The sequence below is a fragment of the Rhizobacter sp. AJA081-3 genome (assembly GCF_017795745.1).
Lineage (GTDB): Bacteria > Pseudomonadota > Gammaproteobacteria > Burkholderiales > Burkholderiaceae_C > Piscinibacter.
The window spans coordinates 1,501,579-1,528,067 of sequence record NZ_CP059067.1; the positions used below are offsets into that span (position 1 = coordinate 1,501,579).

Consider the following 26,489-nt stretch of genomic DNA (forward strand, 5'->3'; position numbering starts at 1 on the left):
CTCGACCCCGCGCAGGCCGGCTCAGCAGGCGGCCTGCGTGTCCGGCGCGATGCAGCGCCTGGCCATCACCCGGTTGCCCTTGCTTTCGTAAAGCGCCAGCGCCTCGGCGCGCAGGCAGTGCGCCTCGTCATGGCGCTCGGCGATGGCCAGCACCGCGGCCAGTTCGGCCAACGCATCGGCCTGCAGCATCGGCGACTCGGTGCGCCGCACCAGTTCGACGGCGTTGCGTGCCAGTTCCTCAGCCAGCAGCAGCTCGCCGGCACGCGCCAGGATCGGTGCGCGCACCATGCGCCACAGCGCCTGCGACTCCATGTCGTCCGAGGCCGTGGCCTCTTCGGCGGTGCGCGACAGCGCCAGCGCCTCGTCGTCGCGGCCCTGGTCGCGGGCGATGCGCGCGAGCAGCGCGGCCATGGTCGAGAGGAAGTAGGTCTCGCCCTTCGCGGCCAGGAAGTCGCAGTCGGCCTGCACCTCGCGCTGCGCGAGGGCGAGGTCGCCGCCGTGCAGTTCGACGCGTGCCAGGTCGATGCCGGTCGAGGCCGCATAGACGCCCTGGCCGAGGTCGCGCAGCAGCGCGCGGCTGCGGCGGTAGAGCAGGCGTGCCGCGTCGAGCTCGCCGTTCATCGCCTTGAGCTGCGCGAGTGCGCACATCACGTTGCACTCGACCTGCCGATCACTGAGCCCGGCGGCGAGCAGCTGCTCGCAGTCGACGATGGCCTGCGCCACCGGCATCGGGCCATTGAGCGCGTTGATGGCCAGCATCAACCCGTTGCGTGCCACCAGCCGCTCGTTGCCGGCAAGGCGGGCGTGCGCGATCGAGTGCGCCACGCCCTCGCTGGCCTGCGTGAAGCGCCCGGCAATGCCGTGCACCAGCACGACCAAGCGCCAGGCCGTGGCGACTTCGTTGTGGGCCTTCTCACGCTCGAGCATGGGGATGAGCTCGTGGCACACACGCAGCGTCTCTTCGCTCCAGTCGTCCTGCTGCTCGCCGCTGTACAGGCGCACGAACATGCCCAGCAGCTGGCTCGATGCCTTCAGGCGGGCGTTGCCGCTGCGATCGGCGGCGCCGGAGGCTTCGTCCAGCGCACCATGCGCGCCGGCGAAGTCGCCCACGCCGATGAGCGTCTCGGCAAGATCGGGCAGCAGCTGCCAGCGCTGCGGGTCGTTGTTGTCGAGCACGGCGACGGCACGCCGGTACAGGTTGGCCGCGGCATGCATGTCGCCGCGCGCCGCGGCTCGCCGGCCCGCGGCGGACAGGCGTCGCGCGGCGTCGCTGCCGGTGGCCTGGCCCTGTGTGTCCAGCGGGCCCAGCTCACGCAGGTAGCGGTGCGCCTGTTCCAAGTGGTAGCCGAGGATCTCCTCGAACTCGAGCGCACGATCGCTGTCGGCATTCGCGCGGTCGGCCCAGCGCACGAACTCGAGGTGCAGGTTGGCGCGGGCGCGCTTGAGCAGGCCGTTGTAGACCGTCTCGCGCACCAGGTGGTGGTGGAAGCGGTAGGTCAGCTCGGCGCCGGACGACTGCGCCGGGCGGATGAAGCGCTTGCGCGTCAGCGTGCCCAGGTGGGCCGGCAGCTCGGTGCGCACCGACTGCGGCGACAGCGACTCGACGGCCGACTGCGGGAACTCCAGCCCGATCACCGAGGCGGGCTCGACAGCGGCGCGCTCGGCGCGGCCCAGCCCGTCCAGCCGTGCCTCGAGCAGGGCGTGGATGGTCGGCGGGACGGCGATCTCGGCCGTCTCGTCGGCACGCACCCAGTGGCCGTCGTGCACGCGCAGCGCGCCGCTGTCGATCAGCATCGACAACATCTGCTCCGCATACAGCGGGTTGCCCTCGGCGGCCTGCACGATGCGGGTGGTGACCTCGGCCGACAGCCCGGCCGAGCCCAGCAGGTTGGCCACCACGCGCGCCGAGGCATCGTCGCTCAGCGGCTTGAGCACGAGGCGCACCGAACCGGGCTGCGTGCCCCAGGCCGCGCGCTCCTCGATCAGGTCGTGGCGCGCGGTGGTCAGCAGCAGGATGGGCGCGTCCAGTGCGGTCAGTTGCACGTGTTCGAGCAGGTCCAGAAAGGCCGGCTCGGCCCAGTGGATGTCGTCGATGAAGGCGACCAGCGGCGCCGAGGCCGACCAGCCCTCGAAGAACTTGCGTGCCGCCCAGTTCAGCTCGGCCAGCGGAAACGAGGCCGAGCTCAGGCCGGCGGCGCTGGCCAGGCGCTGCGCCACTTCGGCGTCGCCCACCGCGGCGAGCAGCTTGTCCTGCGCGATCTCGGGGGAGTCGGCATCGCGGATGTCGGCCGCCTCGCGCACCATCATCAGCAGAGGCCAGAAGGTGATGCCGTCGCCGTAGGGCAGGCAGCGGCCGGTGAGCACGCGGGCGCCGACGGCGATGCGGTCGACGACCTCGTGCACCAGGCGCGACTTGCCGAAGCCGGCGTCGCCGATCAGCGTGACCATGCGCGCGGTGCGCTCGCGCGACACCTGGCCGTACAGCTCGGCCAGCGTGGCGAGTTCGGCGTCGCGGCCGACCAGCGGGCGGTCGTGGCGGCGCACCAGGCCGTCCAGGCCGGGCGCGGCGACCAGTCGGTAGGCCGGCACGCGTTGCGCCTTGCCCTTGAGTTCGAGCGGCTCGACCGACTCCACCTCGACGGCGTCGCGCACCAGCCGGTAGGTGACGTCGCCCAGGTAGATCTGGTTCTCGGGTGCAGCCTGCTCGAGCCGCGCCGCGACGTTGACGGCGTCCCCGGTGGCCAACTTCTGGTCGGCCGTCGGGTCGTCGCTGGCGACCACTTCGCCGGTGTTCACGCCAGTTCGATTGGCCAGGGCCACGCCGTAGCGGCTCGTCAGATCCTCGTTGACGCGGCGCAGCGCCGCCTGCATGCCCATGGCGGCGCGCACGGCGCGCAGGGCGTCGTCCTCGTGGGCGCGCGGCAGGCCGAACACCGCCATGATGGCGTCGCCGATGTACTTCTCGATCTTGCCGCCATGGCGCGTGATTTCGGCCGCCATGGCGCCGAAGTAGCGCTCCTTGACTTCGTGCAGTGCCTCCGGGTCGAGCACTTCGCCAAGCGCGGTCGAGCCCTTCAGGTCGGAGAAGACGATAGTGACTGTCTTGCGCACCTCGCGCGCGGGCAACGACGGCGCCGCCGTGGTCAGCGCCGTGCCGCAGTATCCGCACAACCTGAACTTGGCCGGGTTCTCCTCACCGCAGCCGGGGCAATTGAGCATGCCGCGAGTCTAGCGGCTCGGCCGGCCCGGACTGCGGCGCTCCCGCCCACGCGTACGAACACAGGAAACGGCGATCGGGGTGATTGGCAGCGGCGTTGCGCCCACATCCGCCGACCGATCCGAAGGATCACCATGCCCGCTGGCCGCGGTGCGAAAGCGGAGCGATCTCGCCGCAGGGGCGGCCGGACTCAGGCGGCGTGCGCCATCGCCTCGCCCATGCGCACGGCGCCGCCGGGCGCCCAGCCCGACTCGAACCGCAGCGTGTCCTTCGGGAACAGCAGCACCACCGTCGAGCCGAGCAGGAAGCGGCCCATCTCGTCGCCGCGCCTCAGGTACACCTGGCCGTCGGCGTAGGTCCATTCACGCAGGCGGCCGGGTCGCGGAGGGTTGACCACGCCGTGCCACACGGTGGCCATGCTGCCGACGATGGTGGCGCCCACCAGCACCAGCACGAAGGGCCCGTGCGGCGACTCGAAGTGGCACACCACCCGTTCGTTGCGCGCGAACAGCCCGGGCACGCCGCGCGCGGTGGTCGGGTTCACCGAGAACAACGCGCCGGGCACGTGGATCATGCGCAGTAGCCGGCCGTCGCAGGGCATGTGGATGCGGTGGTAGTCGCGCGGGCTGAGGTACAGCGTGGCGAAGTGGCCGTTCTCGAAGCGCGCGGCAAGCGCGGCATCGCCACCGACCAGCGCGGTGGTCGAGTAGGCGTGGCCCTTGGCCTGGAAGATCTGGTCGCGCTCGATGCGGCCGAACTGGCTGATCGCGCCATCCACCGGGCACAGCCAGGGAGCTTCGGCCAGCAGGCGGGCGCCGGGCTTCAGGGCCCGCGTGAAGAAGTCGTTGAAGCTCGCGTAGTGCGCGATGTCGGGATCGGCCGCCTCGTTCATGTCGACTTGATAGCGCGCGACGAAGCGGCGGATCAGGCTTGTCGTCCATGCACCGCCGCGGTGCGAGGCAATGGTGCCTGCCAGCGCGGTCAGGGCCTGCTTGGGCAGGAGGTACTGGGGCAGGACGGCGAGGAAATCGTTCATCGGCATGGGCGGCGCGATTGTATCGGGGGCCCCATGCACCACCGCGGAACAGCGGCAGCTTTGTGCCCCTGTTCGCCCTGACCGAACTCAAGCCGATTCGCAGAATGCCGATACACGGTTCACTCGGCCGTGGTGAGTCGCGTCCGGATCGTCAACAACCTTTCAATGCAGGAAAGCGCCATGAAGTTCAACTCCGTCCTGTCCACTTTCGCCCTGAGCGTCGTTGCCATGTCGTCTGCGCACGCCTACGACCCGAAGGCGACCATCGCTGACCTCGATGCCCGCCTGGCCAAGATCGGCGCACCCAAGCTCGAAGGCACCGAGAAGGTGGCCGACAAGGACGTGCCGGCGCTGTACTTTGGCGAGCGCAAGATCAACAACAACTACGATGTCGTCGACGCGGTGCGCAAGGCACACAACGCCACCGCCACCGTGTTCGTGAAGCAGGGCGACGAGTTCGTGCGCGTCAGCACCAACGTGCTCACGCCCGAAGGCAAGCGCGGCATCGGCACGCAGCTCGCGCGCAACGCGGCCTACGAGGCGGTCTCGAAGGGGCAGAGCTACTGCGGCCCGATCGACGTGCTCGGCACCGCCTTCGACGCCTGCTACAACCCGATCAAGGATGCCGGCGGCAAGATCATCGGCGTGAGCTACATCGGCCACAAGAAGTAAGGCGCTGCGGCCGGCGCGCCGCACGCTACGACTGATCGTCATCCCAGGTGGAACGACCATGAAGAAAACCAACCCGCTGGCGCAGGCCTTCTCGCGCCTGCGCGTCGCCCAGCAACTCTCGCTCGCCTTCTTCGTCGTGCTGGCCCTGTCCGCCGTGATGGGCACGCTGGCGATCGCCGGCCTGTACCGCGTCGACACGCAGGCCATGGAACTCAACCAGAAGTGGTTGCAGGGCGTGGGCCACCTGTCGGCGATGCGTGTCGCGCTGATCGAGTCACGCGACTTCGAGGTCAAGCACAGCCGCGCTGCGGACCGCAGCTACCACAGCGAGTACGAGGAGAAGCTGACCGCGGCCGCGAAAGCCGTGGCCGCTTCGGCGAGCGCCTACGAGCCGCTGCTGCGCTCCGATGCCGAGCGCGAGCTGTTCGGCAAGCTGAGCAAGGGCTGGCAGGCCTACGAGTCGGCTCAGAAGAAGGTCGTCGCGCTGGGCCGCGACAAGAAGCAGCAGGACGCCGCCGACATCAGCGACGGACTGGGCAGCACCGCCTTCGACGAGACGGTGAGCGCGCTGGACGCGCTGAACAAGTTCAGTTTCGAGGGCGGCCAGAAGGCTGCCGAGCATGTCGACGAGGTCTACAAGCAGGCGCGCACGCTGATCCTGGTCGTGCTGGCAGCGACCCTGGTGCTCGGCTTCGTGCTGGCCTGGGCGATCACGCGCCGGCTCATCGCGCAGCTCGGCGGCGAGCCGCAGGTGGCGGCCGAGGTGGCGCGTGCCGTGGCCGAAGGAGACCTGTCGACGACGATTCACGTCAAGCCGGGCGACACCGACAGCCTGATGGCGCGCCTGCAGACCATGCAGCGCGGCTTGGCGCAAGCCGTCTCCGCGGTGCGCCAGGGTTCGGAGAACGTGGCCATCTCCAGCGCGCAGATCGCGCAGGGCAATCAGGATCTCTCGACACGCACCGAACACCAGGCGAGTTCTCTGCAGGAGACCGCGGCCACCATGGACGAGCTGGGCTCGACGGTGCGCAACAACGCCGACAACGCCAAGCAGGCCAACCAGCTCGCACTAGGCGCCTCGACGGTGGCATTGGAGGGCGGCGAGGTGGTCGGCCAGGTGGTCGACACCATGAAGGACATCAACCAGAGCAGCAAGAAGATCGCCGACATCATCAGCGTGATCGACGGCATCGCCTTCCAGACCAACATCCTGGCGCTGAACGCGGCGGTGGAAGCGGCGCGCGCAGGCGAGCAGGGCCGCGGCTTCGCGGTGGTGGCCGGCGAGGTGCGCAGCCTCGCGCAGCGCAGCGCCGAGGCCGCCAAGGAGATCAAGACGCTGATCGGTGCGAGCGTGGAGCGTGTCGAGCGCGGCAGCGCGCTGGTCGACCGGGCCGGCCAGACCATGCAGGAGATCGTCACCGCGATCCGCCGCGTCAGCGACATCGTCGGCGAGATCAGCTCGGCCAGCGTCGAGCAGAACTCCGGCGTTCAGCAGGTCGGCCAGGCGGTCAGCGAGATGGACCAGGCGACGCAGCAGAACGCGGCGCTGGTGGAGCAGAGCGCAGCCGCTGCCGAAAGCCTGAAGCAGCAGGCGCAGCAGCTCGTGCAGGCGGTGGCGGTGTTCAAGCTGGCCCACGGCGAGCCGCGCGTCAACGCGACGCCGGCACCCGTGGCCGCGGCTGCAGTGGCCAAGCCGAAGGCGCCGGGCGCCGTCGCGAAGAAATCGAGTGGTGCAGCGCCGGCCGCGAAGCCGCCGGTCGCCGCGCCGACCAAGCCGGCCGCAGCAGTGGCCGCGCCACGCCCCGCGCCGGTACCGGCCTCGACCGCCCCCGACGACGACTGGCAGAGCTTCTGAGCCCGGCGCTGCGCAGCGTCCTCAGAGGTCGGTGCGCAGCTTCCAGATCTCGGGGAAGAGCACGGTGTCGAGCATCTTTCGCAGGTAGCCCACGCCGCTGGTGCCGCCGGTGCCGCGCTTGAAGCCGATCACCCGCTCGACCGTGGTGACGTGGCGGAAGCGCCAGAGCCGGAAGGCGTCCTCCAGGTCGGTGAGTTCCTCGCCGAGCTGGTACAGATCCCAGTGCTGCTTCGGGTCGCGGTAGACCGTCAGCCAGGCCTGCTCGACGCCGTCGTCGGCCGGGTAGGGTTGCGTCCAGTCGCGCTCCAAGTGGCTGGCCGGCACGGCAATGCCTCGACGTGCGAGCAGGCGCAGCGACTCGTCGTACAGCGACGGGGCGCGCCACGCCGCCTCCACCTTCGCGAGCAGGTCTGGCCGGTGCGAATGCGGCTTGAGCATCGCCGCGTTCTTGTTGCCCAGCATGAACTCGATGCAGCGGTACTGCCAGCTCTGGAAGCCGCTGCTGTTGCTCAGGTACGGCCGGATCGCCGAGTACTCCGGCGGCGTCATCGTTGCCAGCACGTCCCAGGCGTGCACCAGCTGCTCCATGATCTTGCTGACGCGCGCCAGCATCTTGAAGGCCGTGCCGAGCTCGTCGCGCGCGATCGCCGCCACCGCGGCCGACAGCTCGTGCAGCATCAGCTTCATCCACAGCTCGCTGGTCTGGTGCTGCACGATGAACAGCATCTCGTTGTGGTCGGGCGAGAGCGGATGCTGGGCGTTCAGCACGGCATCGAGCTTCAGGTAGTCGCCGTAGCTCATGTCGCGGCTGAAGTCGAGTTTGGCGCCTTCGTCGGCGACGATCTTCTCGCCGCCCTCGGGCGCATCGTGGGCATAGGGGCAGGTCATGTCACGGCCGCCTTCTGGTGGAAGCGCGCCTCTTGCCATTCGCCGGATTCGAGCACCTGGCGCAGGTGCTCGACGGCGTCCCACACGTCCACGAAGCGCGTGTACAGCGGCGTGAAACCGAAGCGCAGGTTGTCCGGCGCGCGGAAGTCGCCGATCACGCCGCGCGCGATCAGCGCCTGCACGATCGCGTAGGCGCCTTCCTCGCGGGCCAGATTCACCTGGCTGCCGCGCTCGCCCTCGGTGCGCGGCGTGATCACGCTCAGTCCGTGGCCGGCGCAATGCTTCTCGACCAGCGTGATGAAGTGGCAGGTCAGGGCCAGCGACTTGCGGCGCATCGCCGCCAGGCCACCGAGCGGCTCGGCGGCGAGCAGCGTGTCCACGCCGACCTCGAGCGCCGTGAGGCCCAGCACCGGCGGCGTGCCGCAGCTGAATCGCACGATGCCCGCGGCCGGGCGGTAGTGCGGCGAGAACTCGAAGGGCGCGGCGTGGCCGAACCAGCCAGACAGCGGCTGCCAGAGCCCGTCGCGCTCCATGCGCTCGAGCTGGCGCGGGTGCACCCACAGGAAGCCCGGTGCGCCCGGGCCGCCGTTGAGGTACTTGTAGCCGCAGCCCACCGCGAAGTCGACGTCGGCGCCGATCAGGTCCACCGGCACTGCGCCGGCGGAGTGAGCCAGGTCCCACAGCGCGAGAGCCCCGCAGCCATGGGCAGCGCGCGTCAGCGCCGCCATGTCGTGCATGCGGCCGGTGCGGTAGTTGACGTGCGTGAGCATGAGCACGGCCAGCGTGCCTTCGAACTGCGCGGCGATCTCGTCGGGTTCGACCAGCCTGAGCGTGAAGCCGTGCTGGCGGGCCAGGCTCTCGGCGATGTAGAGGTCGGTGGGGAAGTTGCTGCGCTCGGAGACGATGACGCGGCGCTGCGGGTCGCCGCCGGCCTGGACGATCGCGAGGGCGGCGCTGAGCACCTTGAACAGGTTCACCGAGGTCGAGTCGGCCGCCAGCGTCTGCCCCGGGCCGGCGCCGATCAGGCGGCCGATCTTGTCGCCGATGCGTTGCGGCAGGTCGACCCAGCCGGCGCTGTTCCAGCTGCGGATCAAGCCGGTGCCCCATTCGTCACGCACGGCGGCGGCAACGCGCTCGGGCGTGGCCGCGGGCAGCACGCCCAGCGAGTTGCCATCGAGGTAGATCACGCCCTCGGGCAGGCTGAATTGGGTACGCAGCGCGGCCAGCGGGTCGCGCGCGTCGAGCGCGAGGGCGTCTTGTCGAGTTGTCATGCCAGTTCTCTTAGGATCGCGCGCACCGGGCTGGCACAAGCTTGCACCAGTTTCAGGGGCAGCGCGATGAGTTCGTAGTCGCCGGGCGGGACCTCGTCGAGCACGAGGTTCTCGAGCACGCGCAGGTCGTGTGTCAGCAGCACATGGTGGCTGTCCAGCGTCTTGCTGGTGGCCGGGTCGACCGACTGGCTGTCGATGCCGACCAGCATCACGCCGCGGGCGGCCAGCAGTTCGATCGTTTCCGGCGCATAGGCGGCGAAGTCCTCCGACCACCGAGTCGGTGCGCATTCGCAGGTGCGCACCAGCACACGCGGCGGAAGATCTGCCAGCGCATGGGCGATATGTTCTGGACGCACCAGCGGCCCGCTGCCGATGGCATGGATCACTCGGCATCGACCGAGGTAAGGCTCCAATGACACCTCACCGATGGCGGGCGCGCCGTCGGCGTAGTGAAGCGGTGCATCGGCGTGGGCGCCGAGGTGCGGCGACAGCGTCAGCGCCGTCAGGTTGACCGGGCAGCCCGGGCCGATGCGCGCCGTCCAGCGCTGCTCGTAGGCCTGGTCGCCTGGGAAGGGCGGCGTGTCCGGGCCCAGGGCGGGCGAGATGTCCCACAGTCGAAGCATGATGGCGGGATTCTATTGCTTGACACTTCAAATATCAAACCCTAAAGTCTGTCAGAACGTCACTGGAGCTCTTGGCATGCGCATCACCTGCATCGGCGGCGGCCCGGCCGGCCTGTACTTCGCGCTGCTGATGAAGCAGCAGGATCCGGCCAACGAAGTGACGCTGATCGAGCGCAACGCGCCGAGCGACACCTTCGGCTGGGGCGTGGTGTTTTCCGACCAGACTCTGGGCGCGCTGCGCCAGGCTGACACCAAGACCGCCGGCCAGATCCTCGATGCCTTCAACCACTGGGACGACATCGACGTGCACTTCAAGGGGCGCACGATGCGCTCCTCGGGCCACGGCTTCTGCGGCATCGGCCGCAAGCGCCTGCTCAACATCCTGCAGGACCGCTGCGCCGAACTCGGCGTGCAGATGCGCTACTCGACCGACTGCCCGGACGACGCCGACATCGACGCCGACCTGATCATCGCCGCCGACGGCCTGAACAGCCGGGTGCGCACCAAGTACGCCGCCACCTACCAGCCCGACATCGACCTGCGCCGCTGCCGCTTCGTCTGGCTGGGCACGAAGAAGCTGTTCGATGCCTTCACCTTCGCCTTCGAGAAGACCGAGTGGGGCTGGTTCCAGGCCCACGCCTACCGATTTGACGAGACCACGTCCACCTTCATCGTCGAGGCGCCCGAAGAGGTCTGGCGCGCCGCCGGGCTCGAGGACATGAGCAAGGAGGATGGCATCGCCTTCTGCGAGAAGCTGTTCGCCAAGTACCTCGACGGCCATGCACTGATGAGCAACGCGGCACACCTGCGCGGCTCGGCACAGTGGATCCGCTTCCCACGCGTGGTCTGCAAACGCTGGGTTCACCACAACGGCAGGGCGCCGATCGTGCTGATGGGCGATGCGGCGCACACGGCGCATTTCTCCATCGGCTCGGGCACCAAGCTGGCACTGGAAGACGCCATCGATCTCGCCGGCCGCATCGCAACGCACCCGGGCGACCTGAACGCCGCGCTGGTCGAGTACGAGGCCAAGCGCGGTGTCGAGGTGCTGAAGATCCAGAACGCGGCGCGCAACTCCACCGAGTGGTTCGAGAACGTCGAGCGCCATGCGAAGCTGCAACCCGAGCAGTTCGCCTACGCGCTGCTCACGCGCTCGCAGCGCATCTCGCACGAGAACCTGCGCCAGCGTGACGCCGGCTACGTCGGCCAGCTTGAAGGCTGGCTGGCCGGCCAGGCGGGCCTGAACCCGCAGCCGCTGCCGCCGATGTTCACGCCCTTCAAGTTGCGCGGCCTGACGCTGAAGAACCGTGTCGTCGTCTCGCCGATGGCGCAGTACAGCGCGGTGCACGGCGTGCCGGGCGACCACCACCTGGTGCACCTGGGCGCGCGGGCCATGGGCGGCGCCGGCCTGGTGTTCGCCGAGATGACCTGCCCGACGCCGGACGCACGCATCACGCCGGGCTGCCCCGGGATGTGGAACGACGAGCAGACCGCAGCGTGGAAGCGCATCGTCGACTTCGTGCACGGCCAGACCAGCGCGAAGATCGCCATGCAGCTCGGCCACGCCGGCGCGAAGGGTTCGACGCGCGTGCCCTGGGAGGGCGAGGACCAGCCTCTTGTCGGTGACAACTGGCCGCTGGTCTCGGCCTCGCCGCAGCAGTATCTCGACGGCGTCAGCGCCTGGTCGCGCGCGATGACGCGCGCCGACATGGACCGCGTGCGCGACGATTTCGTCGCCTCGACGAAACGAGCCATCGCCGCCGGCTTCGACTGGCTGGAGCTGCACTGCGCGCACGGCTACCTGCTCTCGGCCTTCCTGTCGCCGCTGACCAACCAGCGCAGCGACGAGTACGGCGGCTCGCTCGAGAACCGCTTGCGCTGGCCGCTGGAGGTGTTCGCCGCGATGCGCGCCGTCTGGCCGCAGGACAAGCCGATGTCGGTGCGCATCTCCGCGCACGACTGGGTGCCCGGCGGCAACACGCCGGCCGACGCGGTGGAGATCGCGCGGGCGTTCAAGGTCGCCGGCGCCGACCTGATCGACGTGTCGTCGGGCCAGGTGAGCAAGCAGCAGCAGCCGGTCTACGGCCGCATGTACCAGACGCCGTTCGCCGACCTGATCCGCAACGAGGTGGGCATCGCCACCATGGCGGTGGGCGCGATCAGCGAGGCCGACCACGTCAACAGCATCATCGCCGCCGGCCGCGCCGACCTGTGTGCCATCGCCCGCCCGCACCTCGCCAACCCGGCCTGGACGCTGCTCGAAGCGGCGAAGATCGGCCACACGAGCGGCGTGGGCGCCGACTGGCCGGTGCAATACCTGTCGGGCAAAAACCAGCTCGAGCGCAACCTCGAGCGCGAGCGGCAGATGGCGGCGCAGACCGCCGGCCTGTCGCCGCAGGAACAGGCCAACCTCGCGCAGGGGGTGTGACGATGGCCACCGTGATCCCTGCCGTCGCTGATGTCGAGTCCCGTGTGCTCGACGACCACCACCAGGCCCTGAAGATCTGGCTTCGCATGTTGGCCTGCACCACCCGCGTCGAGAATGTGATCCGCCAGCGCCTGCGCAACGAGTTCGGCACCACGCTGCCGCGTTTCGACCTGATGGCACAGCTCGACCGCGAGCCCGACGGGCTGAGCATGGGCGAGTTGTCGGCCCGCATGATGGTGACCGGCGGCAACGTCACCGGCATCGTCGACCAGCTGGAATCCGAAGGCCTGGTGCAGCGCGCCGCGCATCCGAGCGACCGCCGTGCATACCAGGTGCGGCTCACGGCCGCGGGCCGGCGCCAGTTCCGTCGCATGGCGGCGGTGCACGAAGGCTGGATCGTCGAGCTCTTCGATGGCTGGTCGCCGGCGCAGAAGACGCAGGTGCACGGGCTGCTCGCCACCCTCAAGCAACACCTCGCCGGCATCGACACGGTGCCGGCCCCCAAGGGCAAACGCAAGGAGGCCGCATGACGCGACCGATCGACTCGCACCTCGCCGGCGGCAACCGCCGCAGCGTGGCCGGCTTCACGCCGCAGCATTTCGGCTGGGCGGTGGAGCGCCAGGTCGGCGTGATCACGCTGAACCGGCCCGAGCGCAAGAACCCGCTGACCTTCGACTCCTACGCCGAGCTGCGCGACTTGTTCCGCACCCTGGCCTACGTCGACGACGTGCACGCGGTGGTGGTGCAGGGCGCCGGAGGCAACTTCTGCTCGGGCGGCGACGTGCACGAGATCATCGGCCCGCTCACGAAGATGAGCATGCCCGACCTGCTGGCCTTCACGCGCATGACCGGCGACCTGGTCAAGGCCATGCGCGCCTGCCCGCAGCCGGTGGTGGCCGCGATCGACGGCGTGTGCGCCGGTGCCGGCGCGATCGTCGCGATGGCTTCCGACCTGCGCGTGGGAACCTCGCGCAGCAAGGTGGCATTTCTCTTCACGCGTGTCGGCCTGGCCGGCTGCGACATGGGCGCCTGCAGCATCCTGCCGCGACTCATTGGCCAGGGCAGGGCTTCGGAGCTGCTCTACACCGGCCGCGCGCTGCCGGGCGACGAGGCGCTGGCCTGGGGCTTCTACAACCGCGTCGTCGAGCCGGAGGCGCTGAGCGCGGCGGCGATCGACTGGGCAGCCGAGCTCGCGTCTGGCCCGAGCTTCGGCCACGCGATGACCAAGCGCATGCTGCACCAGGAATGGTCCATGGGTGTGGACGAGGCGATCGAGGCCGAGGCGCAGGCGCAGGCGATCTGCATGATGACGCAGGACTTCCACCGCGCGTACCACGCCTTCGTGGGCAAGCAGAAGCCGGTGTTCGAGGGGGACTGACCAGATGAACACGCAGCATCTTGACTGGCCCTTCTTCGAGGCACGCCATCGCAGCCTGTCGACCGAGCTCGGTGCCTGGGCCGCGCGCCACCTGCACGCCGGCGACCACGGCCCGGACATCGACGCGCAGTGCCGCGCCTTGGTTCGCGAGCTGGGCGCGGCCGGTTGGCTGCGCCACGCGGTGGCCGGCACGGCGCACGGCGGCGCGAGCGAAGTGATCGACACGCGCGCGATCTGCCTGCTGCGCGAGACGCTGGCCTGGCACCACGGCCTGGCCGACTTCGCCTTCGCGATGCAGGGCCTGGGCTCGGGTGCGATCTCGCTGGCCGGCACGCCGCAGCAGCGTGCACGCTACCTGCCGCGCGTGGCCGAGGGCAAGGCACTGGCGGCCTTCGCGCTGTCCGAGCCCGGCGCCGGCTCCGACGTGGCGGCGATGCTGTGCAACGCCCACGACGACGGCGACGCCTACGTGATCGACGGCGAGAAGACCTGGATCAGCAATGGCGGCATCGCCGACTTCTACGTGCTGTTCGCGCGCACCGGCGAGGCGCCGGGCGCGCGCGGCATCTCGGCCTTCATCGTCGATGCCGGCACACCGGGCTTCGAGATCGCCCAGCGCATCGACGTGATCGCGCCGCACCCGCTGGCGAGGCTGCGCTTCGACGCCTGCCGCGTGCCGAAGTCCAGCCGCATCGGCGCGCCGGGCGAAGGCTTCAAGATCGCGATGCGCACGCTCGACGTGTTCCGCACCTCGGTGGCGGCCGCCGCGCTCGGCTTCGGCCGGCGCGCGCTTCACGAGGGCCTGGAGCGCGCGAAGTCACGCAACATGTTCGGCCAGCGGCTGGCGGACTTCCAGCTCACGCAGGCCAAGCTGGCGCAGATGGCCACGACCATCGACAGCGCGGCGCTGCTCACCTACCGCGCCGCCTGGCAGCGCGACCAGGGCCGCAACGTGACGCGCGAGGCGGCGATGGCCAAGATGGCCGCCACCGAGGGTGCGCAGCAGGTCATCGATGCGGCGGTGCAGCTGTGGGGCGGTGCCGGCGTGGTCAGCGGCAACGTGGTCGAGTCGCTGTACCGCGAGATCCGCTCGCTGCGCATCTACGAGGGCGCCACCGAGGTGCAGCAGCTGATCATAGGCAAGGACCTGCTGAAGGAGGCCTGACATGTCGACTGCGCATGTGGACACGTTCGTCGCCGACCACCTGCCGCCACGCGATCAGTGGCCGGAGTTCCTGTTCGACTCGCCGGACCTGCAGTTCCCCGAGCAGCTCAACTGTGCGAGCGAACTGCTCGATCGATGGGTGGCGAGCGGGCAGGGCGATCGCCTGTGCATCCAGGGCCACGGCGTGCGCTGGACTTATGCCGAACTGCAGGCGCAGGCGAATCGCATCGCCCGCGTGCTCGTCGAGGACATGGGCCTGGTGCCCGGCAACCGCGTGCTGCTGCGCGGCGCCAATTCGCCCCAGCTTGCTGCGTGCTGGTTCGCCGTCGTCAAGGCGGGCGGCATCGCGGTGGGCAGCATGCCGCTGCTGCGCGCCAAGGAGCTGACGCAGATCGTCGTCAAGGCGCAGGTCAGCCATGCGCTGTGCGATGCGCGGCTCGCCGAGGAACTGGCGCTGGCGCGGCCGGGCTGCCCGACGCTGACGCAGGTGCTGCACTTCAACACGCCGGAGTCTGGCGAGCTCGATGCGCGCGCTGCGGGCAAGCCAGCCACCTTCGACAACGTGGAGACTGCTCAGGACGACACCTGCATCATCGCCTTCACCTCGGGCACCACCGGCCAACCCAAGGGCACCATGCACTTCCACCGCGACGTGCTGGCCGCCTGCGCCTGCTGGCCGAAACACGTGCTGCGGCCGACGCGCGACGACGTGTTCATCGGCAGCCCGCCGTTGGCCTTCACCTTCGGGCTGGGCGGTCTGCTGCTTTTCCCGCTGTCCGTGGGCGCGTCCACCGTGCTGCTGGAGAACGCCTCGCCGACCGCATTGCCGGCGGCGATCGCGCAGTACCGCGCCACGGTGTGCTTCACCGCGCCGACCTCCTACCGCGCGATGGCGCCGCAGCTCGCCGGCCACGACCTGTCGTCGCTGAAGCACTGCGTCAGCGCCGGCGAGTCGCTGCCCGCCGCGACGCGCCAGCTCTGGAAGGAGGCCAGCGGCATCGAGATGATCGACGGCATCGGCTCCACCGAGCTGCTGCACATCTTCATCTCGCACGACGAGGCGCACGCGAAGCCGGGCGCCACCGGCACCGTGGTGCCGGGCTACCTGGCCTGCGTGCTCGACGACGAGGGCAAGCCCTTGCCGCGCGGCCAGGTCGGCCGGCTGGCGGTGAAGGGCCCGACCGGTTGCCGCTACCTCACCTTCGGCGGCGATGACCGCCAGGGCCAGTACGTCCAGAACGGCTGGAACCTCACCGGCGACGCCTACCTCGTCGACCACGACGGCTACTTCGTCTACCAGGCGCGTACCGACGACATGATCATCAGCGGCGGCTACAACATCGCCGGCCCCGAGGTGGAGAGCACGCTGCTGCTGCACCCCAAGGTGGCCGAGTGCGGCGTGATCGGTGTGGCCGATGCCGAGCGCGGCCAGATCGTCAAGGCCTTCGTCGTTCTGCGGCCAGGCATCGAGCCGACAGACGCTCTCGTGCGCGAGCTGCAGGACTTCGTCAAGCAGACCGTCGCCCCCTACAAGTACCCGCGGGCCATCGAGTTCCGCACCGCGCTGCCGCGCACCGAGACCGGCAAGCTGCAGCGCTTCCGCCTTCGCCAAGGAACATGATGCAAGTCCTCCAACCCGCCGCCTGGGACAAGCCCAAGGGCTATTCGAACGGCGTCGCCGCCGAAGGCCGCCTGGTGTTCGTCGCCGGGCAGATCGGCTGGAACGGCCAGTGCCGCTTCGAGAGCGACGACTTCGTCGCGCAGACGCGGCAGGCGCTGGCCAACATCGTGGCCGTGCTCGCCGAGGCCGGCGCGAAACCCGAACACATCGTGCGCATGACCTGGTACGTGACCGACAAGCGCGAGTACCTGTCGCGCGGCCGCGAGATCGGCGCGGTGTTCCGCGAGCTGATCGGCGTGTACCACGCGGCGATGAGCGCGGTGCAGGTCAGTGCATTGATGGAAGACAGGGCGAAGGTGGAGATCGAGGTCACTGCGGTCATTCCTCGCTGAACCCTCGCGCTACGGGGGTGGCCCGTAGAATCGATCGCGACATGAGTTCCCCCTCGCTCGCAGCCGACAAAGCCCCCGCGTCCGTGCTGCCGGGCCTGGCGCTCGCCTCGCTGGGCGCAATCGCCTTCTCGGGCAAGGCGATCATCGTCAAGCTGGCCTATCGGCATGGCGTCGATGCGGTCACGCTCATCATGTTCCGCATGCTGTTCGCGATGCCGCTGTTCCTGCTGCTCGCGTGGTGGGCGGGGCGCGGCAAGCTGCCGCTGGAGCGCCGCGACCAGTTGGCGATCCTCGGCTTGGGCTTCAGCGGTTACTACCTCGCGAGCTTCCTCGACTTCGCCGGGCTGGCCTATGTGACGGCCAGCTTCGAGCGACTGGTGCTCTACCTCAACCCGACCATGGTGCTGCTGCTCGGCTGGGTGCTGTTCGGCCGGCGAGCCACGGGGCGGCAGCTGATCGCGCTGGCAGTCAGCTACGCCGGCGTGCTGCTGGTGTTTGGCCACGAACTGCAGATCGCCGGGCGCGACGTGGTGCTCGGCGCGGCGCTGGTGTTCGGCAGCGCGCTGAGTTATGCGGTCTACCTCGTCTACAGCGGCGAGGTGGTCAAGCGCCTCGGCTCGCTGCGCCTGACCGGCCTGGCCACCAGCGTGGCCTGCGTGTTCTGCATCGCGCAGTTCCTGATCCTGCGGCCGATCTCGGCAGCCACCGAGGTGGCGCCGCAGGTGATCTGGCTGTCGGTGCTCAATGCCACGCTGTGCACCTTCGCGCCGGTGCTGATGGTGATGATGGCCATCGAGCGCGTCGGCTCCACGCTCACCGCGCAGACCGGCATGCTCGGCCCGATGTCGACCATCCTGATGGGCGTGCTGCTGCTCGGCGAACCGTTCACGGCCTGGGTGGCGGCCGGCACCCTGCTGGTGCTGGGCGGGGTGTGGCTGCTGGCGCGCTGGCGCTGATTGACCTCAAGGAGACACGAGACATGGATCTGGGTATCTCAGGGCGCTGGGCGCTGGTGTGCGCCGCCAGCAAGGGCCTCGGCAAGGGCTGCGCGCAGGCGCTGGCCGCCGAGGGCGTGAACGTGGTGATCACCGCGCGCGGCGAGGAGACGCTCAACGCCACCGCCGCCGAGCTGCGCGCTGCTTACCCGAACGTGAAGGTGATCGCTGTGGCCGGCGACATCACCACGCCGGCCGCTCGCGCCGCGGCACTCGCGGCCTGCCCGCAGGTCGACATCCTCGTCAACAACGCCGGTGGCCCGCCGCCCGGCGACTTCCGTGACTGGGACCGCGAGGCCTGGATCAAGGCGGTGGACGCCAACATGCTCACGCCCATCGAGCTGATCAAGGCCACGGTGGACGGCATGGCCGCGCGCGGCTTCGGCCGCGTGGTCAACATCACCTCGGGCGCGGTGAAGGCGCCGATCGACGTGCTCGGCCTGTCCAACGGCGCGCGCAGCGGGCTCACGGGCTTCATCGCCGGGCTGGCACGACAGCCGCGCCTGGCTGCGGCCAACGTGACGGTGAACAACCTGCTGCCCGGCGTGTTCGACACCGACCGCATCCGCACGACGATGCAGGGCCTGGCGGCGAAGAGCGGGCAGAGCATCGACGCGGTGCTCGAGAAGCGCCGCGCCACGGTGCCGGCCGGGCGCTTCGGCACCTCGGCGGAGTTCGGCGCGTTCTGCGCGTTCATCTGCAGTGCGCAGGCGAGCTACCTCACCGGCCAGAACATCCTGCTCGACGGCGGCGCCTACCCCGGCACCTTCTGATCAGGCCTTGCGTGGCATCGACGAGACGACGATGCCCGCGGCGATCAGCACGAACGAGACACCGTGGTACCAGCTCGGCGCCTCGCCGAGCAGCGCGGCCGACATCACGCCGGCGAACACCGGCGTGAGGTTGCTGAAGAAGGCCGCGATGGCCGGCCCGACGGTGGATACGCCCAGCCCCCAGGCGCGGTAGGCGATCAGCGACGGGCCGATGGCGACGTAGGCCAGCGCCGCGATCACCCAGGGCGTCCACTGGATCGCCACCGGCGCGAACTGCGTCTCGACGCCCGCGGCCAGCGTCGCCCATGCGCTGCCGAAGATCACCTGCACGAGCAGGAACTCGGCCCAGTCCCATTCTGGCCGGGCCTCGCCGCGCATCGATGCGGGCGGCCGCGCGAGCATCCAGCTGTAGCCGGCCCACAGGGCCACGGCGAGCAGCATCAGCAGGTCGCCGGGCACGAGGCGTACTTGGAGCAGCGTCTCGAGGCTGCCGCGCGATATCACCATCGCCACACCCAGCAGCGAGAGCACTGCGCCGGCGATCTGCCTTGTGCCCGGCCGCTCGCCATAGAAGAACAGGCCGACGAGCATCATGCCCACCGGCATGCTGGCGGCGATCAGCGTCACGTTCAGCGGCGTGCTCGTCTGCACCGCCAGGTACTGAAGCGCGTTGTAGCTGCCCACGCCGAGCAGGCCGAGCAGCGCGAAGTGCTTCCAGCGCGTGGTGATGTCGCCTGGCGAGCGCAGCACGCGCCAGCCCAGCGGCAGCAGCAGCACGAGCGCGATCCACCAGCGCATGGCGTTCAGCGCCAGCGGCGGCACGCTGCCCACCAGCGCGCGGCCGACCACGGCGTTGCCGGCCCACAGCAGCGGCGGCAGGGTGAGCAGAAAGGCGATGCGGGGCGTCAGGGCGTGATTCACGTGAGGGGTCCGGGAGCAGGCATGCTCGCGCCGCAGTTCCAGCACTGGTCGAAGGGGCCGTCGATCGATTCACCGCAGCCTGGGCAGAGCCAATGGCGCTGCGGCGGATGGCGCAGCTGGGCGAGCAGCACGCGCGCTGGCTCGAGCTGCGCGTCGTCGCTCACCCACACCTCGGGCAGCGCCTGGTCGGGCGGCAGCTCGCCGGCGATGCTGCCGGCGTAGGCGCGCTGCACGGTCGCGGACATGCCGGCATGCGTGAGCATGTCGGCCCACAGGGTGGCCAGCGCCAGGTTGGGTGCGGAGATCAGGCGGCGCATGCGGCGTCCGGCAAAGGCTGGCACGATAGCGGATTCGACGACCTTCAGCCCGAGAGGACCTGCCGATGCCCCAGACCGTGAAAGCCATCCGCGTTGCCGCCTACGGCGGCCCCGAAGCCATGCAGCTCGACGAGATCGCGGTGGGCGAGCCGGGCCCCGGCGAGATCCGCATCCGCCACCACGCCTGCGGGCTGAACTTCATCGACGTCTACCAGCGCACCGGCCTGTACGCCAACCCGCTGCCGCTGGCGCTGGGCATGGAAGGCGCCGGCGTCGTCGAAGCGGTGGGCGAGGGCGTGACGCACCTGAAGGCCGGCGACCGCGCCGCCTACGCCAGCCAGCCGCCGGGTGCCTACAGCGAGGCACGGGTGATGCCGGCCAAGTGCGTGGTGAAGCTGCCCGACGCGATCTCGTTCGAGACGGGCGCGGCGATGATGCTCAAGGGCCTGACGGTGCAGTACCTGCTGAAGAAAACGCTGCCGCAGGGCGGATTGCAGGCCGGCGACTTCGTGCTCTTCCATGCCGCCGCCGGCGGGGTCGGCCTGATCGCCTGCCAATGGGCCAAGGCGCTCGGCCTGCAACTGATCGGCACGGCCGGCAGCGACGAGAAGTGCAAGCTCGCACTGGAGCACGGCGCGGCCTTCGCGATCAACTACCAGAAGGAAGACTTCGTCGAGCGCGTCAAGCAGATCACCGGCGGCCAGGGCCTGAAGGTGGTCTACGACTCGGTGGGCAAGGACACCTTCGTGCGCTCCTTCGACTGCCTGCGGCCCTTCGGCCTGGCGGCGAACTTCGGCAACGCCTCGGGCAAGGTGCCGCCGATCGATCTGGGCCTGCTCGCCGCCAAGGGTTCGATCTACGTGTCGCGGCCGACGCTGTTCACGCACATCGCCACGCGCGAGGCGACGCAGGCGATGGCCGACGACCTGTTCTCGGTGGTGCTCAGCGGAGCGGTGAAGATCCGCATCGACCAGCGTTATGCGCTGGCCGATGCAGCGCAGGCGCACCGCGACCTGGAAGCGCGCAAGACGACTGGGTGCAGCGTGCTGCTGCCCTGATCCCGGCGCAGAAGGCTGAACGCACCGCGTTCAGCCGTGAAGAACGCTCAGGAGTGCGCTGGCTTGTAGTAGCGCGCTTCGAGCAGCTTGGCGTTGGTCAGGTGCAGCGCCACCATGATTCGCTCCAGCCAGGTCAGCTGCTGGATCCGGCCATCGGGCAGGGCCAGAACGGGCCCGAGGATGGGTTCGTCTTCGATGCGCGATTCTTGGTACTCGCGAACAGGCAGTGAGTCGATCATGGCGTCCCCTTCCTAGGATGATGCTGGTACGGCTTTCCCTGCGACCAGCTTGTAACAACCTGTAGTTTACGCGACAGTTTCACGCCGCGGAAGGGTTTCGGCCTGCTGTTACCTTGACAGCGCGGGGGCGATCTTGTGCACCGCCCCGTTCTTCATGATCAGGCACAGGCGCTGCGCATCCTGCAGCACGCGCACGTCGCGCAGCGGGTCGCCGTCGACCAGCAGCAAGTCGGCGAGGCGACCCTCCTGCACCAGCCCCGTGTCCAGCCCCATCAGTTCGCCGCCGATGCGGGTGGCGCACTGCAACGCCTCGCTTGGCGAGTAGCCGAACAGCTTGACGAAGTGCTCGATGTCGCGCGCGTTGGTGCCCTGGGGTGTCCAGGCGAAGCCGTAGTCGCCGCCGATGACGACGCGGATGCCACGTCGGCGCATCTGCTCGTAGGTGCGCTGCGAGCTCTCCAGGCAGCGCTCCATGCCCAGGTCCTGCGCCATCGCGCGCGTGATGCCGAAAGCTTCAGCCTCGTACAGCGTGTTGTGGATCAGCCCGATCGCCGGCCCAACGAAGATGCGGTCGCGCGCAGCCTCGAGCAGGTCGAGCGCCTCGCTGTCGGCCATCTCGCAGTGGTAGATCACGTCGACGCCGCACTGCACCGCGCGCTTGACGGCGTTCGAGGCGCGCGAGTGCGAGGCGACGCGGCGGCCGAAGTCGTGCGCCACCTCGCAGGCGATGCGCACCTCCTCCTCGCGCATCACCGTCATGCCGCCCTTGGCGGGCACGAAGTCGTCGCCGGAGATGTTCAGCTTGATGTTGTCCACGCCTTCGCGGATGCAGGTGCGCACCGCGCGCGCGATGGCGTCGGGCCCGTCGGCGACGATGCCGAAGCTGTCGCGATTCATGTGAAGGCGGTTCTCGTCGCCGAGGCCGCCGGTGACCGTGATCTCCGGGCTCGCGGCGCGGATGCGGGGGCCGGGGCTGCGGCCTGCGTCGACCTCGTTGCGCACCACCACATCGAGTCGCAGCTTGGCGCTGGCCGCGCTGTAGGCGCTGGTGAAGCCGGCGTCGAGCAGCGTCTTCGCGTTGTGCAGCGTCGCGATCGTGTGTTCCTCGGGCGGGATGTCGCCGAGGTCGGTGTTGCGCTGCGCGCCGCAGAAGGACAGGTGAGCGTGGCCTTCGACGAGGCCGGGCATCAGCGTCATGCCCTGGCCATCGATGACCTGCGCGCCGTCGGCCGACAGCGCTGTCGTGCCCTTGGCGACCCGGGCGATGCGTTCGCCCTCGACCAGGACCTCCGCTGAAAAGGGCGCAGCGCCACTGCCATCCCAGACCACGCAATTGCGGATCAGCGTCTTCATGGGCTCGTCTCCTCGCGCTGACGTGCACGCCGGCGTGGCGTGCCGGGGGTCAGACGCCCCAGCGCAGGGCCGCAGTGTGCACCGGCGCGTCCCACAGCGCCAGCGTGGCGCTGTCGGCCGCGCTGACGGTGATCGAGCAGCCGGCCATCTCCAGCGAGGTGACGTAGGAGCCGGTGAGGAAGCGCGCCACCTTCACGCCCGCGCCGGCCAGCACCTTGCGCGCCGCATGCACCATCACGTAGAGCTCGAGCAGCGGCGTGCCGCCGAAGCCGTTGACGAGCAGGATGACTTCCTGGCCCGGCTTGAGCGCCAGGTCCTTGAGGATCGAACCGGTGAGCTCCTCGGCGATCTCGTCGGCCGTCGTGTGCTTGACGCGGCGCCGGCCCGGTTCGCCGTGGATGCCCACGCCCATCTCCATCTCGTCGATGCCGATCTGGAAGGTCGGCTTGCCGGCCGCCGGCACGGTGCAGGAGGTCAGGGCCACGCCCATCGACGCGGTGGACTTGTTGACCGCGTCGCCCAGCGCCTTCAGCTCGGCGAGCTTCAAACCGCGTTCGGCGGCGGCGCCGACGATCTTCTCGACGATCAGCGTGCCGGCCACGCCGCGCCGGCCGGTGGTGTAGGTGGAGTTCTCGACGGCCACGTCGTCGTTGACGATGACGGTCGCGTTCTCGCGGTCGAGCATCTCGGCGGCCATCTCGAAGTTCATCATGTCGCCGGAGTAGTTCTTGACGATGAACAGCACGCCGGCGCCGGCCTCGACCGACTGCGCCGCGGCCAGCATCTGGTCGGGCGTGGGCGAGGTGAACACCTGGCCGGGGCAGGCCGCATCGAGCATGCCCAGGCCGACGAAGCCGGCGTGCAGCGGTTCGTGGCCGGAGCCGCCGCCGGAGATCAGTGCCACCTTGCCGGGCTTCACGTTGCGTCGGCGCACGAACTGCCGCTCGGCGCCGAGCGTGACGATGTCGGCATGCGCCGCGGCGAAACCATCCAGGCTCTCGGCCAGCACGGTCTCGACGTCGTTGATGAGCTTCTTCATGGTGGTTCCTGCCGGGGGTTCAGAGCGTGTCACACAGGGTGGAGATGATCAAGGCCATCGAGCGCGAGCCCGGGTCCACGTGGCCGAGCGCGCGGTCGCCGAGAAAGGACGCGCGGCCCTTGATCGCGTCCATCTGCGCGGTGGCCTGCGCGCTGTCGAGCGCGCACTGGCGCACGCGGGCGACCAGATCGCCACCACCGGCCGCGAGCACCTTCTGCACCGGGTCGAGCACGTCGAGCAGCGTCTTCTGGCCGACCTCGACCTTACCGAGCTTGCTGAGCGCGGCGATGCCGGCGGCCAGCGCGCGCGCCACGTCGGCGGACGCCGGTTGCGCAGGCAGCTCCTTGCCGAGCGTGACCATCAGCGTGCCGAACACCGGCCCGGACGACCCGCCCACGGTGGACATGCAGGTCATGCCCATGGCCTTCAGCGCATCGTTCAGGCTCTTCGTTTCCAGATCGGCCATCTTGGCCTGGATGGCCAGCGCGCCGCGGCGCATGTTCAGGCCGTGGTCGCCATCGCCGATGGCCGAGTCGAGCTCGGTGAGCTCCTCCACGTGGTCGACCAGCACCTGCGTGCAGGCCTGCAGGGTTCGTTTCAGGTCCATCATGAGACTCCGGGAATGCGCTGTCCGTCAGCGTCGAAGAACAGCGGGGCACTGAACTCCACCGACACCGCGCCGCCGGGCTCCAGGCCGCTGGCGTCGTGGCACAGGGTGACGAGCTCGACGTCGCTGCGGCCGCCACCCAGCGCCACGTGCACGTGCGTCTGGTCGCCCAGGTGCTCGATGCGCCGCACCAGCGCCTGCGCGTGGCCGCGGTCGTGGCCGTTGGCGGGCGCCAGGCGCGTGCCGTCGGGACGCACGCCCACGGTGGTCGCCGCGGCGGGGGCGGGCAGGGTGCCGATGGCGTCGCGCGGCAGCAGGTTGATGCGCGGCGCGCCCAGGCGCGCGGCCACGTAGGCGCTCACCGGGTCCTGGTAGATCTGCTGTGGCGTGCCCACCTGCACCAGCCGCCCCTTCTCGAGCACGCCGATGCGCGTGGCCAAGGTCATCGCCTCGGTCTGGTCGTGCGTGACGTAGAGCAGCGTGGCGCCCAGGTCCTGCTGGATGCGCTTGAGCTCCAGGCGCAGGTCGTTGCGCAGCTTGGCGTCCAGCGACGACAGCGGCTCGTCCATCAGCGTGACGGCGGGCTCGCGCACCAGCGCGCGGCCAATCGCCACACGCTGCATCTGCCCGCCGGACAATTTCGTGGCCGGGTTGGCCAGCTTGTCGTCGATGCGCAGCATCTTCGCCACCTCGGTGACCTTGCGCCGCACTTCGTCTTCCGGAATGCGGCGCATCGGCGAGCGCAGCGGGAAGGCGAGGTTGTCGAACACGTTCAGGTGCGGGTAGAGCGAGTACTGCTGGAACACGAAAGTGACGTCGCGCAACGCCGGCGCGAGCGTGGTCATGTCGTGGCCACCGATGTGTACCGAGCCGGCATCGGGCCGCTCGAGGCCGGCGGCCAGACGCAGCGTGGTGGTCTTGCCCGCACCGCTGGGGCCGAGCAGCACGATGAATTCTCCCGAGGCGACCTCGAGATTCAAATCTCCTACGGCCTGCACCTCACCGAAGCGCTTGGAGATGCCCTTGAGCAGCAGGTCAGCCATGAGCGGCTCCGGCGACGGCCTGCGAACGCGAGGCACGAGTCGGCGAGGCCGCCTCGTGGCGCACCGTGCGCAGAGCGCGGCCACCGGCGGCGTCGAACAGCGACACCTGCGCGGCGTCGAAGGCCAGGCCGACATGGTCGCCACGCTGCGCCGGCACGTCGGTGCCGACGCGAGCGCGCAGCAGCGTGCCCTGCGCCGTCTGGCAGGTGACGATCTGGCTGGTGCCGAGATACTCGGTGCCCAGCACCTCGGCGCGCACGGCCGAGTCGGCGCTGAAGCGCACGTGCTCCGGCCGCACGCCGTAGAGCAGCTTCTGCGCGGGCGCGTCCTCGCGCAGTTCGGGCGCGGCCACCAGCGCCTCGCCCAGACGCACCTGGCGCGCGCCGGCGGAGTAACCGCCCTCGAATGGCAGGAAGTTCATCGACGGCGAGCCGATGAAATCGGCCACGAACACGCTGGCCGGCCGGTCGTAGACCTCCTGCGGCGCGCCGAGCTGCTCGATCACGCCCTGGTTCATGATGGCGATGGTGTCGGCCATCGACATGGCCTCGAGCTGGTCGTGCGTCACGTACACCGTGGTGGCCTTCAGCCGGTCGTGCAGGCCGCGCAGCTCCTGGCACATCAGCTCGCGGAACTCCGAGTCGAGCGCGCCCAGTGGCTCGTCCATCATGAAGGCCATTGGCTGGCGCACGATCGCGCGACCCAGGGCGACGCGCTGGCGGTCGCCGCTGGACAGGCCCGACACCGGCTTGTCGAGCAGGTGCTCGATGCGCAGCACGCGCGCGGCCTCGGCCACCTTGGCAGCGATCTCGCCGCGCGGCACGCCTTGCGAGACGAGCGGGAAGGCGATGTTGCGCCGCACGTTCAGGTGCGGGTAGAGCGCGAAGAGCTGGAACACGAAGGCGATGTCGCGGTGCGAGGCGCGCTTGAAGGTCACGTCCTCGTTGCCGAGGAAGATCTGCCCGGAGGTCGGCAACTCCAGCCCGGCGATCATGCGCAGCGTGGTCGTCTTGCCGCAGCCCGAGGGGCCGAGCAGGCAGAAGAACTCACCGTCCTGGACGGTGAAGCTCGAGTCCTTCACCGCGGTGAAGTCGGCGAAGGCCTTGTGCAGGTTCTGGACGCGGATCTCAGCCATGGTCAGGCATCCGTCCGTCCGCGAATGTCGGGTTGCGGCCCGTTCCAATCACGAAGGGCCGCAACGATGGGCGCGCGGTCAGGCGGTCCGGGTATGCGCTCTCCTGCCCACGCTCGCGGGCGACCACCGAGGGACGCGGCGGCTGCCTCATCAACAACGCCTGCAGCCTGCTCCCGCCAGGGCGACCGCGAATGGGGCCTGCGATCGCACACCCGAACCACCTGCCCCACAAGCACCGAGGCCTTCGTGACGGCAGGCCACCGCTGATGCCGGCAGGGCGGCGGTGGTGCCCGCGGGCGCAGGCCCCATTCGCGGTCGCCCTGGCGAGGGCATGGCACACCCGGTGTTGATGCGGTGAGGGTGGCGTGCCGCGGCGGCCGCCCGCGAGCGTGGGCCGGAGAACGCGGGTACCGCCGTCGACCTGCGACCATGCCCTTCGCACGAAGGTAGACCACGAAAACCG

General features: G+C 69.7%; 24 protein-coding genes. 11 read left to right on the forward strand and 13 right to left on the reverse strand.

Features of this window, described 5'->3' with window-relative positions:
• Positions 1-21: 21 nt before the first annotated feature.
• Positions 22-3,219, reverse strand: a complete 3,198-nt coding sequence (locus HZ992_RS07165) for an AAA family ATPase (RefSeq protein WP_209385981.1) — start codon at positions 3,217-3,219, stop codon at positions 22-24.
• A 188-nt stretch (positions 3,220-3,407) separates the two neighbouring features.
• The gene (asd, locus tag HZ992_RS07170; protein WP_209387076.1) at positions 3,408-4,253 is read right to left on the reverse strand and encodes an archaetidylserine decarboxylase; all 846 of its coding nucleotides are present in this window, start codon (positions 4,251-4,253) and stop codon (positions 3,408-3,410) included.
• A 180-nt stretch (positions 4,254-4,433) separates the two neighbouring features.
• Between asd and HZ992_RS07175 the strand changes: the two genes are divergently transcribed.
• Both HZ992_RS07175 and HZ992_RS07180 read left to right on the forward strand, forming a co-directional pair.
• Positions 4,434-4,925, forward strand: coding sequence for a Cache 3/Cache 2 fusion domain-containing protein (locus tag HZ992_RS07175; RefSeq protein WP_245213382.1), 492 nt, complete (start codon positions 4,434-4,436; stop codon positions 4,923-4,925).
• A gap of 58 nt (positions 4,926-4,983) precedes the next feature.
• The gene (locus tag HZ992_RS07180; protein WP_209385982.1) at positions 4,984-6,780 is read left to right on the forward strand and encodes a methyl-accepting chemotaxis protein; all 1,797 of its coding nucleotides are present in this window, start codon (positions 4,984-4,986) and stop codon (positions 6,778-6,780) included.
• 21 nt (positions 6,781-6,801) lie between these two features.
• On the opposite strand, the gene kynA is transcribed toward HZ992_RS07180, so the two are convergent.
• From kynA to kynB, 3 genes are read right to left on the reverse strand one after another with little or no spacing between them, the layout of a single operon-like run.
• Positions 6,802-7,668 carry a tryptophan 2,3-dioxygenase gene (gene kynA, locus HZ992_RS07185; protein ID WP_209385983.1) on the reverse strand — a complete coding sequence of 289 codons (867 nt, stop codon included), beginning with the start codon at positions 7,666-7,668 and terminating at the stop codon, positions 6,802-6,804.
• Positions 7,665-8,939 (reverse strand): kynureninase, encoded by a 1,275-nt coding sequence (kynU, locus tag HZ992_RS07190; RefSeq protein WP_209385984.1) that lies wholly within the window; start codon positions 8,937-8,939, stop codon positions 7,665-7,667. The genes kynA and kynU overlap by 4 nt, the downstream gene beginning before the upstream one ends.
• A complete protein-coding gene (kynB, locus tag HZ992_RS07195; RefSeq protein WP_209385985.1) occupies positions 8,936-9,562 on the reverse strand; it encodes an arylformamidase in 627 nt (208 codons plus the stop codon). Before kynB ends, kynU begins: the two co-directional genes overlap by 4 nt.
• A 76-nt stretch (positions 9,563-9,638) precedes the next feature.
• On the opposite strand from kynB, the gene HZ992_RS07200 reads away from it, so the two are divergent.
• The 8 genes from HZ992_RS07200 to HZ992_RS07235 are packed head-to-tail and all read left to right on the forward strand — an operon-like array spanning position 9,639 to position 18,314.
• On the forward strand, positions 9,639-11,990 hold the full coding sequence (locus tag HZ992_RS07200) for a bifunctional salicylyl-CoA 5-hydroxylase/oxidoreductase (RefSeq protein WP_209385986.1): 2,352 nt from the start codon (positions 9,639-9,641) through the stop codon (positions 11,988-11,990).
• 2 nt (positions 11,991-11,992) lie between these two features.
• Positions 11,993-12,520, forward strand: coding sequence for a MarR family winged helix-turn-helix transcriptional regulator (locus tag HZ992_RS07205; RefSeq protein WP_209385987.1), 528 nt, complete (start codon positions 11,993-11,995; stop codon positions 12,518-12,520).
• Positions 12,517-13,368 (forward strand): enoyl-CoA hydratase family protein, encoded by an 852-nt coding sequence (locus HZ992_RS07210; RefSeq protein WP_209385988.1) that lies wholly within the window; start codon positions 12,517-12,519, stop codon positions 13,366-13,368. The genes HZ992_RS07205 and HZ992_RS07210 overlap by 4 nt, the downstream gene beginning before the upstream one ends.
• A gap of 4 nt (positions 13,369-13,372) precedes the next feature.
• Positions 13,373-14,533 (forward strand): acyl-CoA dehydrogenase family protein, encoded by a 1,161-nt coding sequence (locus HZ992_RS07215; RefSeq protein WP_209385989.1) that lies wholly within the window; start codon positions 13,373-13,375, stop codon positions 14,531-14,533.
• 1 nt (position 14,534) lies between these two features.
• Entirely contained in the window at positions 14,535-16,154 is a 1,620-nt protein-coding gene (locus tag HZ992_RS07220; RefSeq protein WP_209385990.1) for an AMP-binding protein, read from the forward strand.
• Positions 16,154-16,546, forward strand: coding sequence for a RidA family protein (locus HZ992_RS07225; RefSeq protein ID WP_209385991.1), 393 nt, complete (start codon positions 16,154-16,156; stop codon positions 16,544-16,546). The genes HZ992_RS07220 and HZ992_RS07225 overlap by 1 nt, the downstream gene beginning before the upstream one ends.
• A gap of 41 nt (positions 16,547-16,587) precedes the next feature.
• Entirely contained in the window at positions 16,588-17,502 is a 915-nt protein-coding gene (locus tag HZ992_RS07230; protein WP_209385992.1) for a DMT family transporter, read from the forward strand.
• Between the two features lie 23 nt (positions 17,503-17,525).
• Complete coding sequence (locus HZ992_RS07235; protein ID WP_209385993.1) at positions 17,526-18,314, forward strand: SDR family oxidoreductase; 789 nt, start codon at positions 17,526-17,528, stop codon at positions 18,312-18,314.
• Here the strand turns inward: HZ992_RS07235 and HZ992_RS07240 are convergent, their stop codons facing one another.
• The gene (locus HZ992_RS07240) at positions 18,315-19,235 is read right to left on the reverse strand and encodes a DMT family transporter (RefSeq protein WP_209385994.1); all 921 of its coding nucleotides are present in this window, start codon (positions 19,233-19,235) and stop codon (positions 18,315-18,317) included.
• Complete coding sequence (locus HZ992_RS07245; RefSeq protein WP_209385995.1) at positions 19,232-19,552, reverse strand: putative signal transducing protein; 321 nt, start codon at positions 19,550-19,552, stop codon at positions 19,232-19,234. Before HZ992_RS07245 ends, HZ992_RS07240 begins: the two co-directional genes overlap by 4 nt.
• 65 nt (positions 19,553-19,617) lie before the next feature.
• Between HZ992_RS07245 and HZ992_RS07250 the strand changes: the two genes are divergently transcribed.
• Positions 19,618-20,610, forward strand: coding sequence for a quinone oxidoreductase family protein (locus HZ992_RS07250; protein ID WP_209385996.1), 993 nt, complete (start codon positions 19,618-19,620; stop codon positions 20,608-20,610).
• Positions 20,611-20,657: 47 nt separating this feature from the next.
• Here the strand turns inward: HZ992_RS07250 and HZ992_RS07255 are convergent, their stop codons facing one another.
• The 6 genes from HZ992_RS07255 to HZ992_RS07280 all read right to left on the reverse strand — a co-directional run bounded on the left by HZ992_RS07255 (position 20,658) and on the right by HZ992_RS07280 (position 26,026).
• Positions 20,658-20,849 (reverse strand): hypothetical protein, encoded by a 192-nt coding sequence (locus HZ992_RS07255; RefSeq protein ID WP_209385997.1) that lies wholly within the window; start codon positions 20,847-20,849, stop codon positions 20,658-20,660.
• 108 nt (positions 20,850-20,957) lie between these two features.
• Positions 20,958-22,202, reverse strand: a complete 1,245-nt coding sequence (locus tag HZ992_RS07260; RefSeq protein ID WP_209385998.1) for a metal-dependent hydrolase family protein — start codon at positions 22,200-22,202, stop codon at positions 20,958-20,960.
• A gap of 49 nt (positions 22,203-22,251) precedes the next feature.
• Positions 22,252-23,241, reverse strand: a complete 990-nt coding sequence (gene dhaK / locus HZ992_RS07265; RefSeq protein ID WP_209385999.1) for a dihydroxyacetone kinase subunit DhaK — start codon at positions 23,239-23,241, stop codon at positions 22,252-22,254.
• Between the two features lie 19 nt (positions 23,242-23,260).
• Complete coding sequence (gene dhaL, locus HZ992_RS07270) at positions 23,261-23,848, reverse strand: dihydroxyacetone kinase subunit DhaL (protein ID WP_209386000.1); 588 nt, start codon at positions 23,846-23,848, stop codon at positions 23,261-23,263.
• Positions 23,848-24,891: an ABC transporter ATP-binding protein gene (locus HZ992_RS07275; RefSeq protein ID WP_209386001.1), complete on the reverse strand. Its 1,044-nt coding sequence runs from the start codon at positions 24,889-24,891 to the stop codon at positions 23,848-23,850. Before HZ992_RS07275 ends, dhaL begins: the two co-directional genes overlap by 1 nt.
• A complete protein-coding gene (locus HZ992_RS07280) occupies positions 24,884-26,026 on the reverse strand; it encodes an ABC transporter ATP-binding protein (protein WP_209386002.1) in 1,143 nt (380 codons plus the stop codon). The genes HZ992_RS07275 and HZ992_RS07280 overlap by 8 nt, the downstream gene beginning before the upstream one ends.
• Positions 26,027-26,489 lie beyond the last annotated feature (463 nt).

Coding starts and splice junctions, on each gene's coding strand:
- HZ992_RS07165 (WP_209385981.1), bottom strand. CDS start 3,219: ATGCTCAATTGCCCCGGCTGCGGTGAGGAGAACCCGGCCAAGTTCAGG.
- asd (WP_209387076.1), bottom strand. CDS start 4,253: ATGAACGATTTCCTCGCCGTCCTGCCCCAGTACCTCCTGCCCAAGCAG.
- HZ992_RS07175 (WP_245213382.1), top strand. CDS start 4,434: ATGAAGTTCAACTCCGTCCTGTCCACTTTCGCCCTGAGCGTCGTTGCC.
- HZ992_RS07180 (WP_209385982.1), top strand. CDS start 4,984: ATGAAGAAAACCAACCCGCTGGCGCAGGCCTTCTCGCGCCTGCGCGTC.
- kynA (WP_209385983.1), bottom strand. CDS start 7,668: ATGACCTGCCCCTATGCCCACGATGCGCCCGAGGGCGGCGAGAAGATC.
- kynU (WP_209385984.1), bottom strand. CDS start 8,939: ATGACAACTCGACAAGACGCCCTCGCGCTCGACGCGCGCGACCCGCTG.
- kynB (WP_209385985.1), bottom strand. CDS start 9,562: ATGCTTCGACTGTGGGACATCTCGCCCGCCCTGGGCCCGGACACGCCG.
- HZ992_RS07200 (WP_209385986.1), top strand. CDS start 9,639: ATGCGCATCACCTGCATCGGCGGCGGCCCGGCCGGCCTGTACTTCGCG.
- HZ992_RS07205 (WP_209385987.1), top strand. CDS start 11,993: ATGGCCACCGTGATCCCTGCCGTCGCTGATGTCGAGTCCCGTGTGCTC.
- HZ992_RS07210 (WP_209385988.1), top strand. CDS start 12,517: ATGACGCGACCGATCGACTCGCACCTCGCCGGCGGCAACCGCCGCAGC.
- HZ992_RS07215 (WP_209385989.1), top strand. CDS start 13,373: ATGAACACGCAGCATCTTGACTGGCCCTTCTTCGAGGCACGCCATCGC.
- HZ992_RS07220 (WP_209385990.1), top strand. CDS start 14,535: ATGTCGACTGCGCATGTGGACACGTTCGTCGCCGACCACCTGCCGCCA.
- HZ992_RS07225 (WP_209385991.1), top strand. CDS start 16,154: ATGCAAGTCCTCCAACCCGCCGCCTGGGACAAGCCCAAGGGCTATTCG.
- HZ992_RS07230 (WP_209385992.1), top strand. CDS start 16,588: ATGAGTTCCCCCTCGCTCGCAGCCGACAAAGCCCCCGCGTCCGTGCTG.
- HZ992_RS07235 (WP_209385993.1), top strand. CDS start 17,526: ATGGATCTGGGTATCTCAGGGCGCTGGGCGCTGGTGTGCGCCGCCAGC.
- HZ992_RS07245 (WP_209385995.1), bottom strand. CDS start 19,552: ATGCGCCGCCTGATCTCCGCACCCAACCTGGCGCTGGCCACCCTGTGG.
- HZ992_RS07250 (WP_209385996.1), top strand. CDS start 19,618: ATGCCCCAGACCGTGAAAGCCATCCGCGTTGCCGCCTACGGCGGCCCC.
- HZ992_RS07255 (WP_209385997.1), bottom strand. CDS start 20,849: ATGATCGACTCACTGCCTGTTCGCGAGTACCAAGAATCGCGCATCGAA.
- HZ992_RS07260 (WP_209385998.1), bottom strand. CDS start 22,202: ATGAAGACGCTGATCCGCAATTGCGTGGTCTGGGATGGCAGTGGCGCT.
- dhaK (WP_209385999.1), bottom strand. CDS start 23,241: ATGAAGAAGCTCATCAACGACGTCGAGACCGTGCTGGCCGAGAGCCTG.
- dhaL (WP_209386000.1), bottom strand. CDS start 23,848: ATGGACCTGAAACGAACCCTGCAGGCCTGCACGCAGGTGCTGGTCGAC.
- HZ992_RS07275 (WP_209386001.1), bottom strand. CDS start 24,891: ATGGCTGACCTGCTGCTCAAGGGCATCTCCAAGCGCTTCGGTGAGGTG.
- HZ992_RS07280 (WP_209386002.1), bottom strand. CDS start 26,026: ATGGCTGAGATCCGCGTCCAGAACCTGCACAAGGCCTTCGCCGACTTC.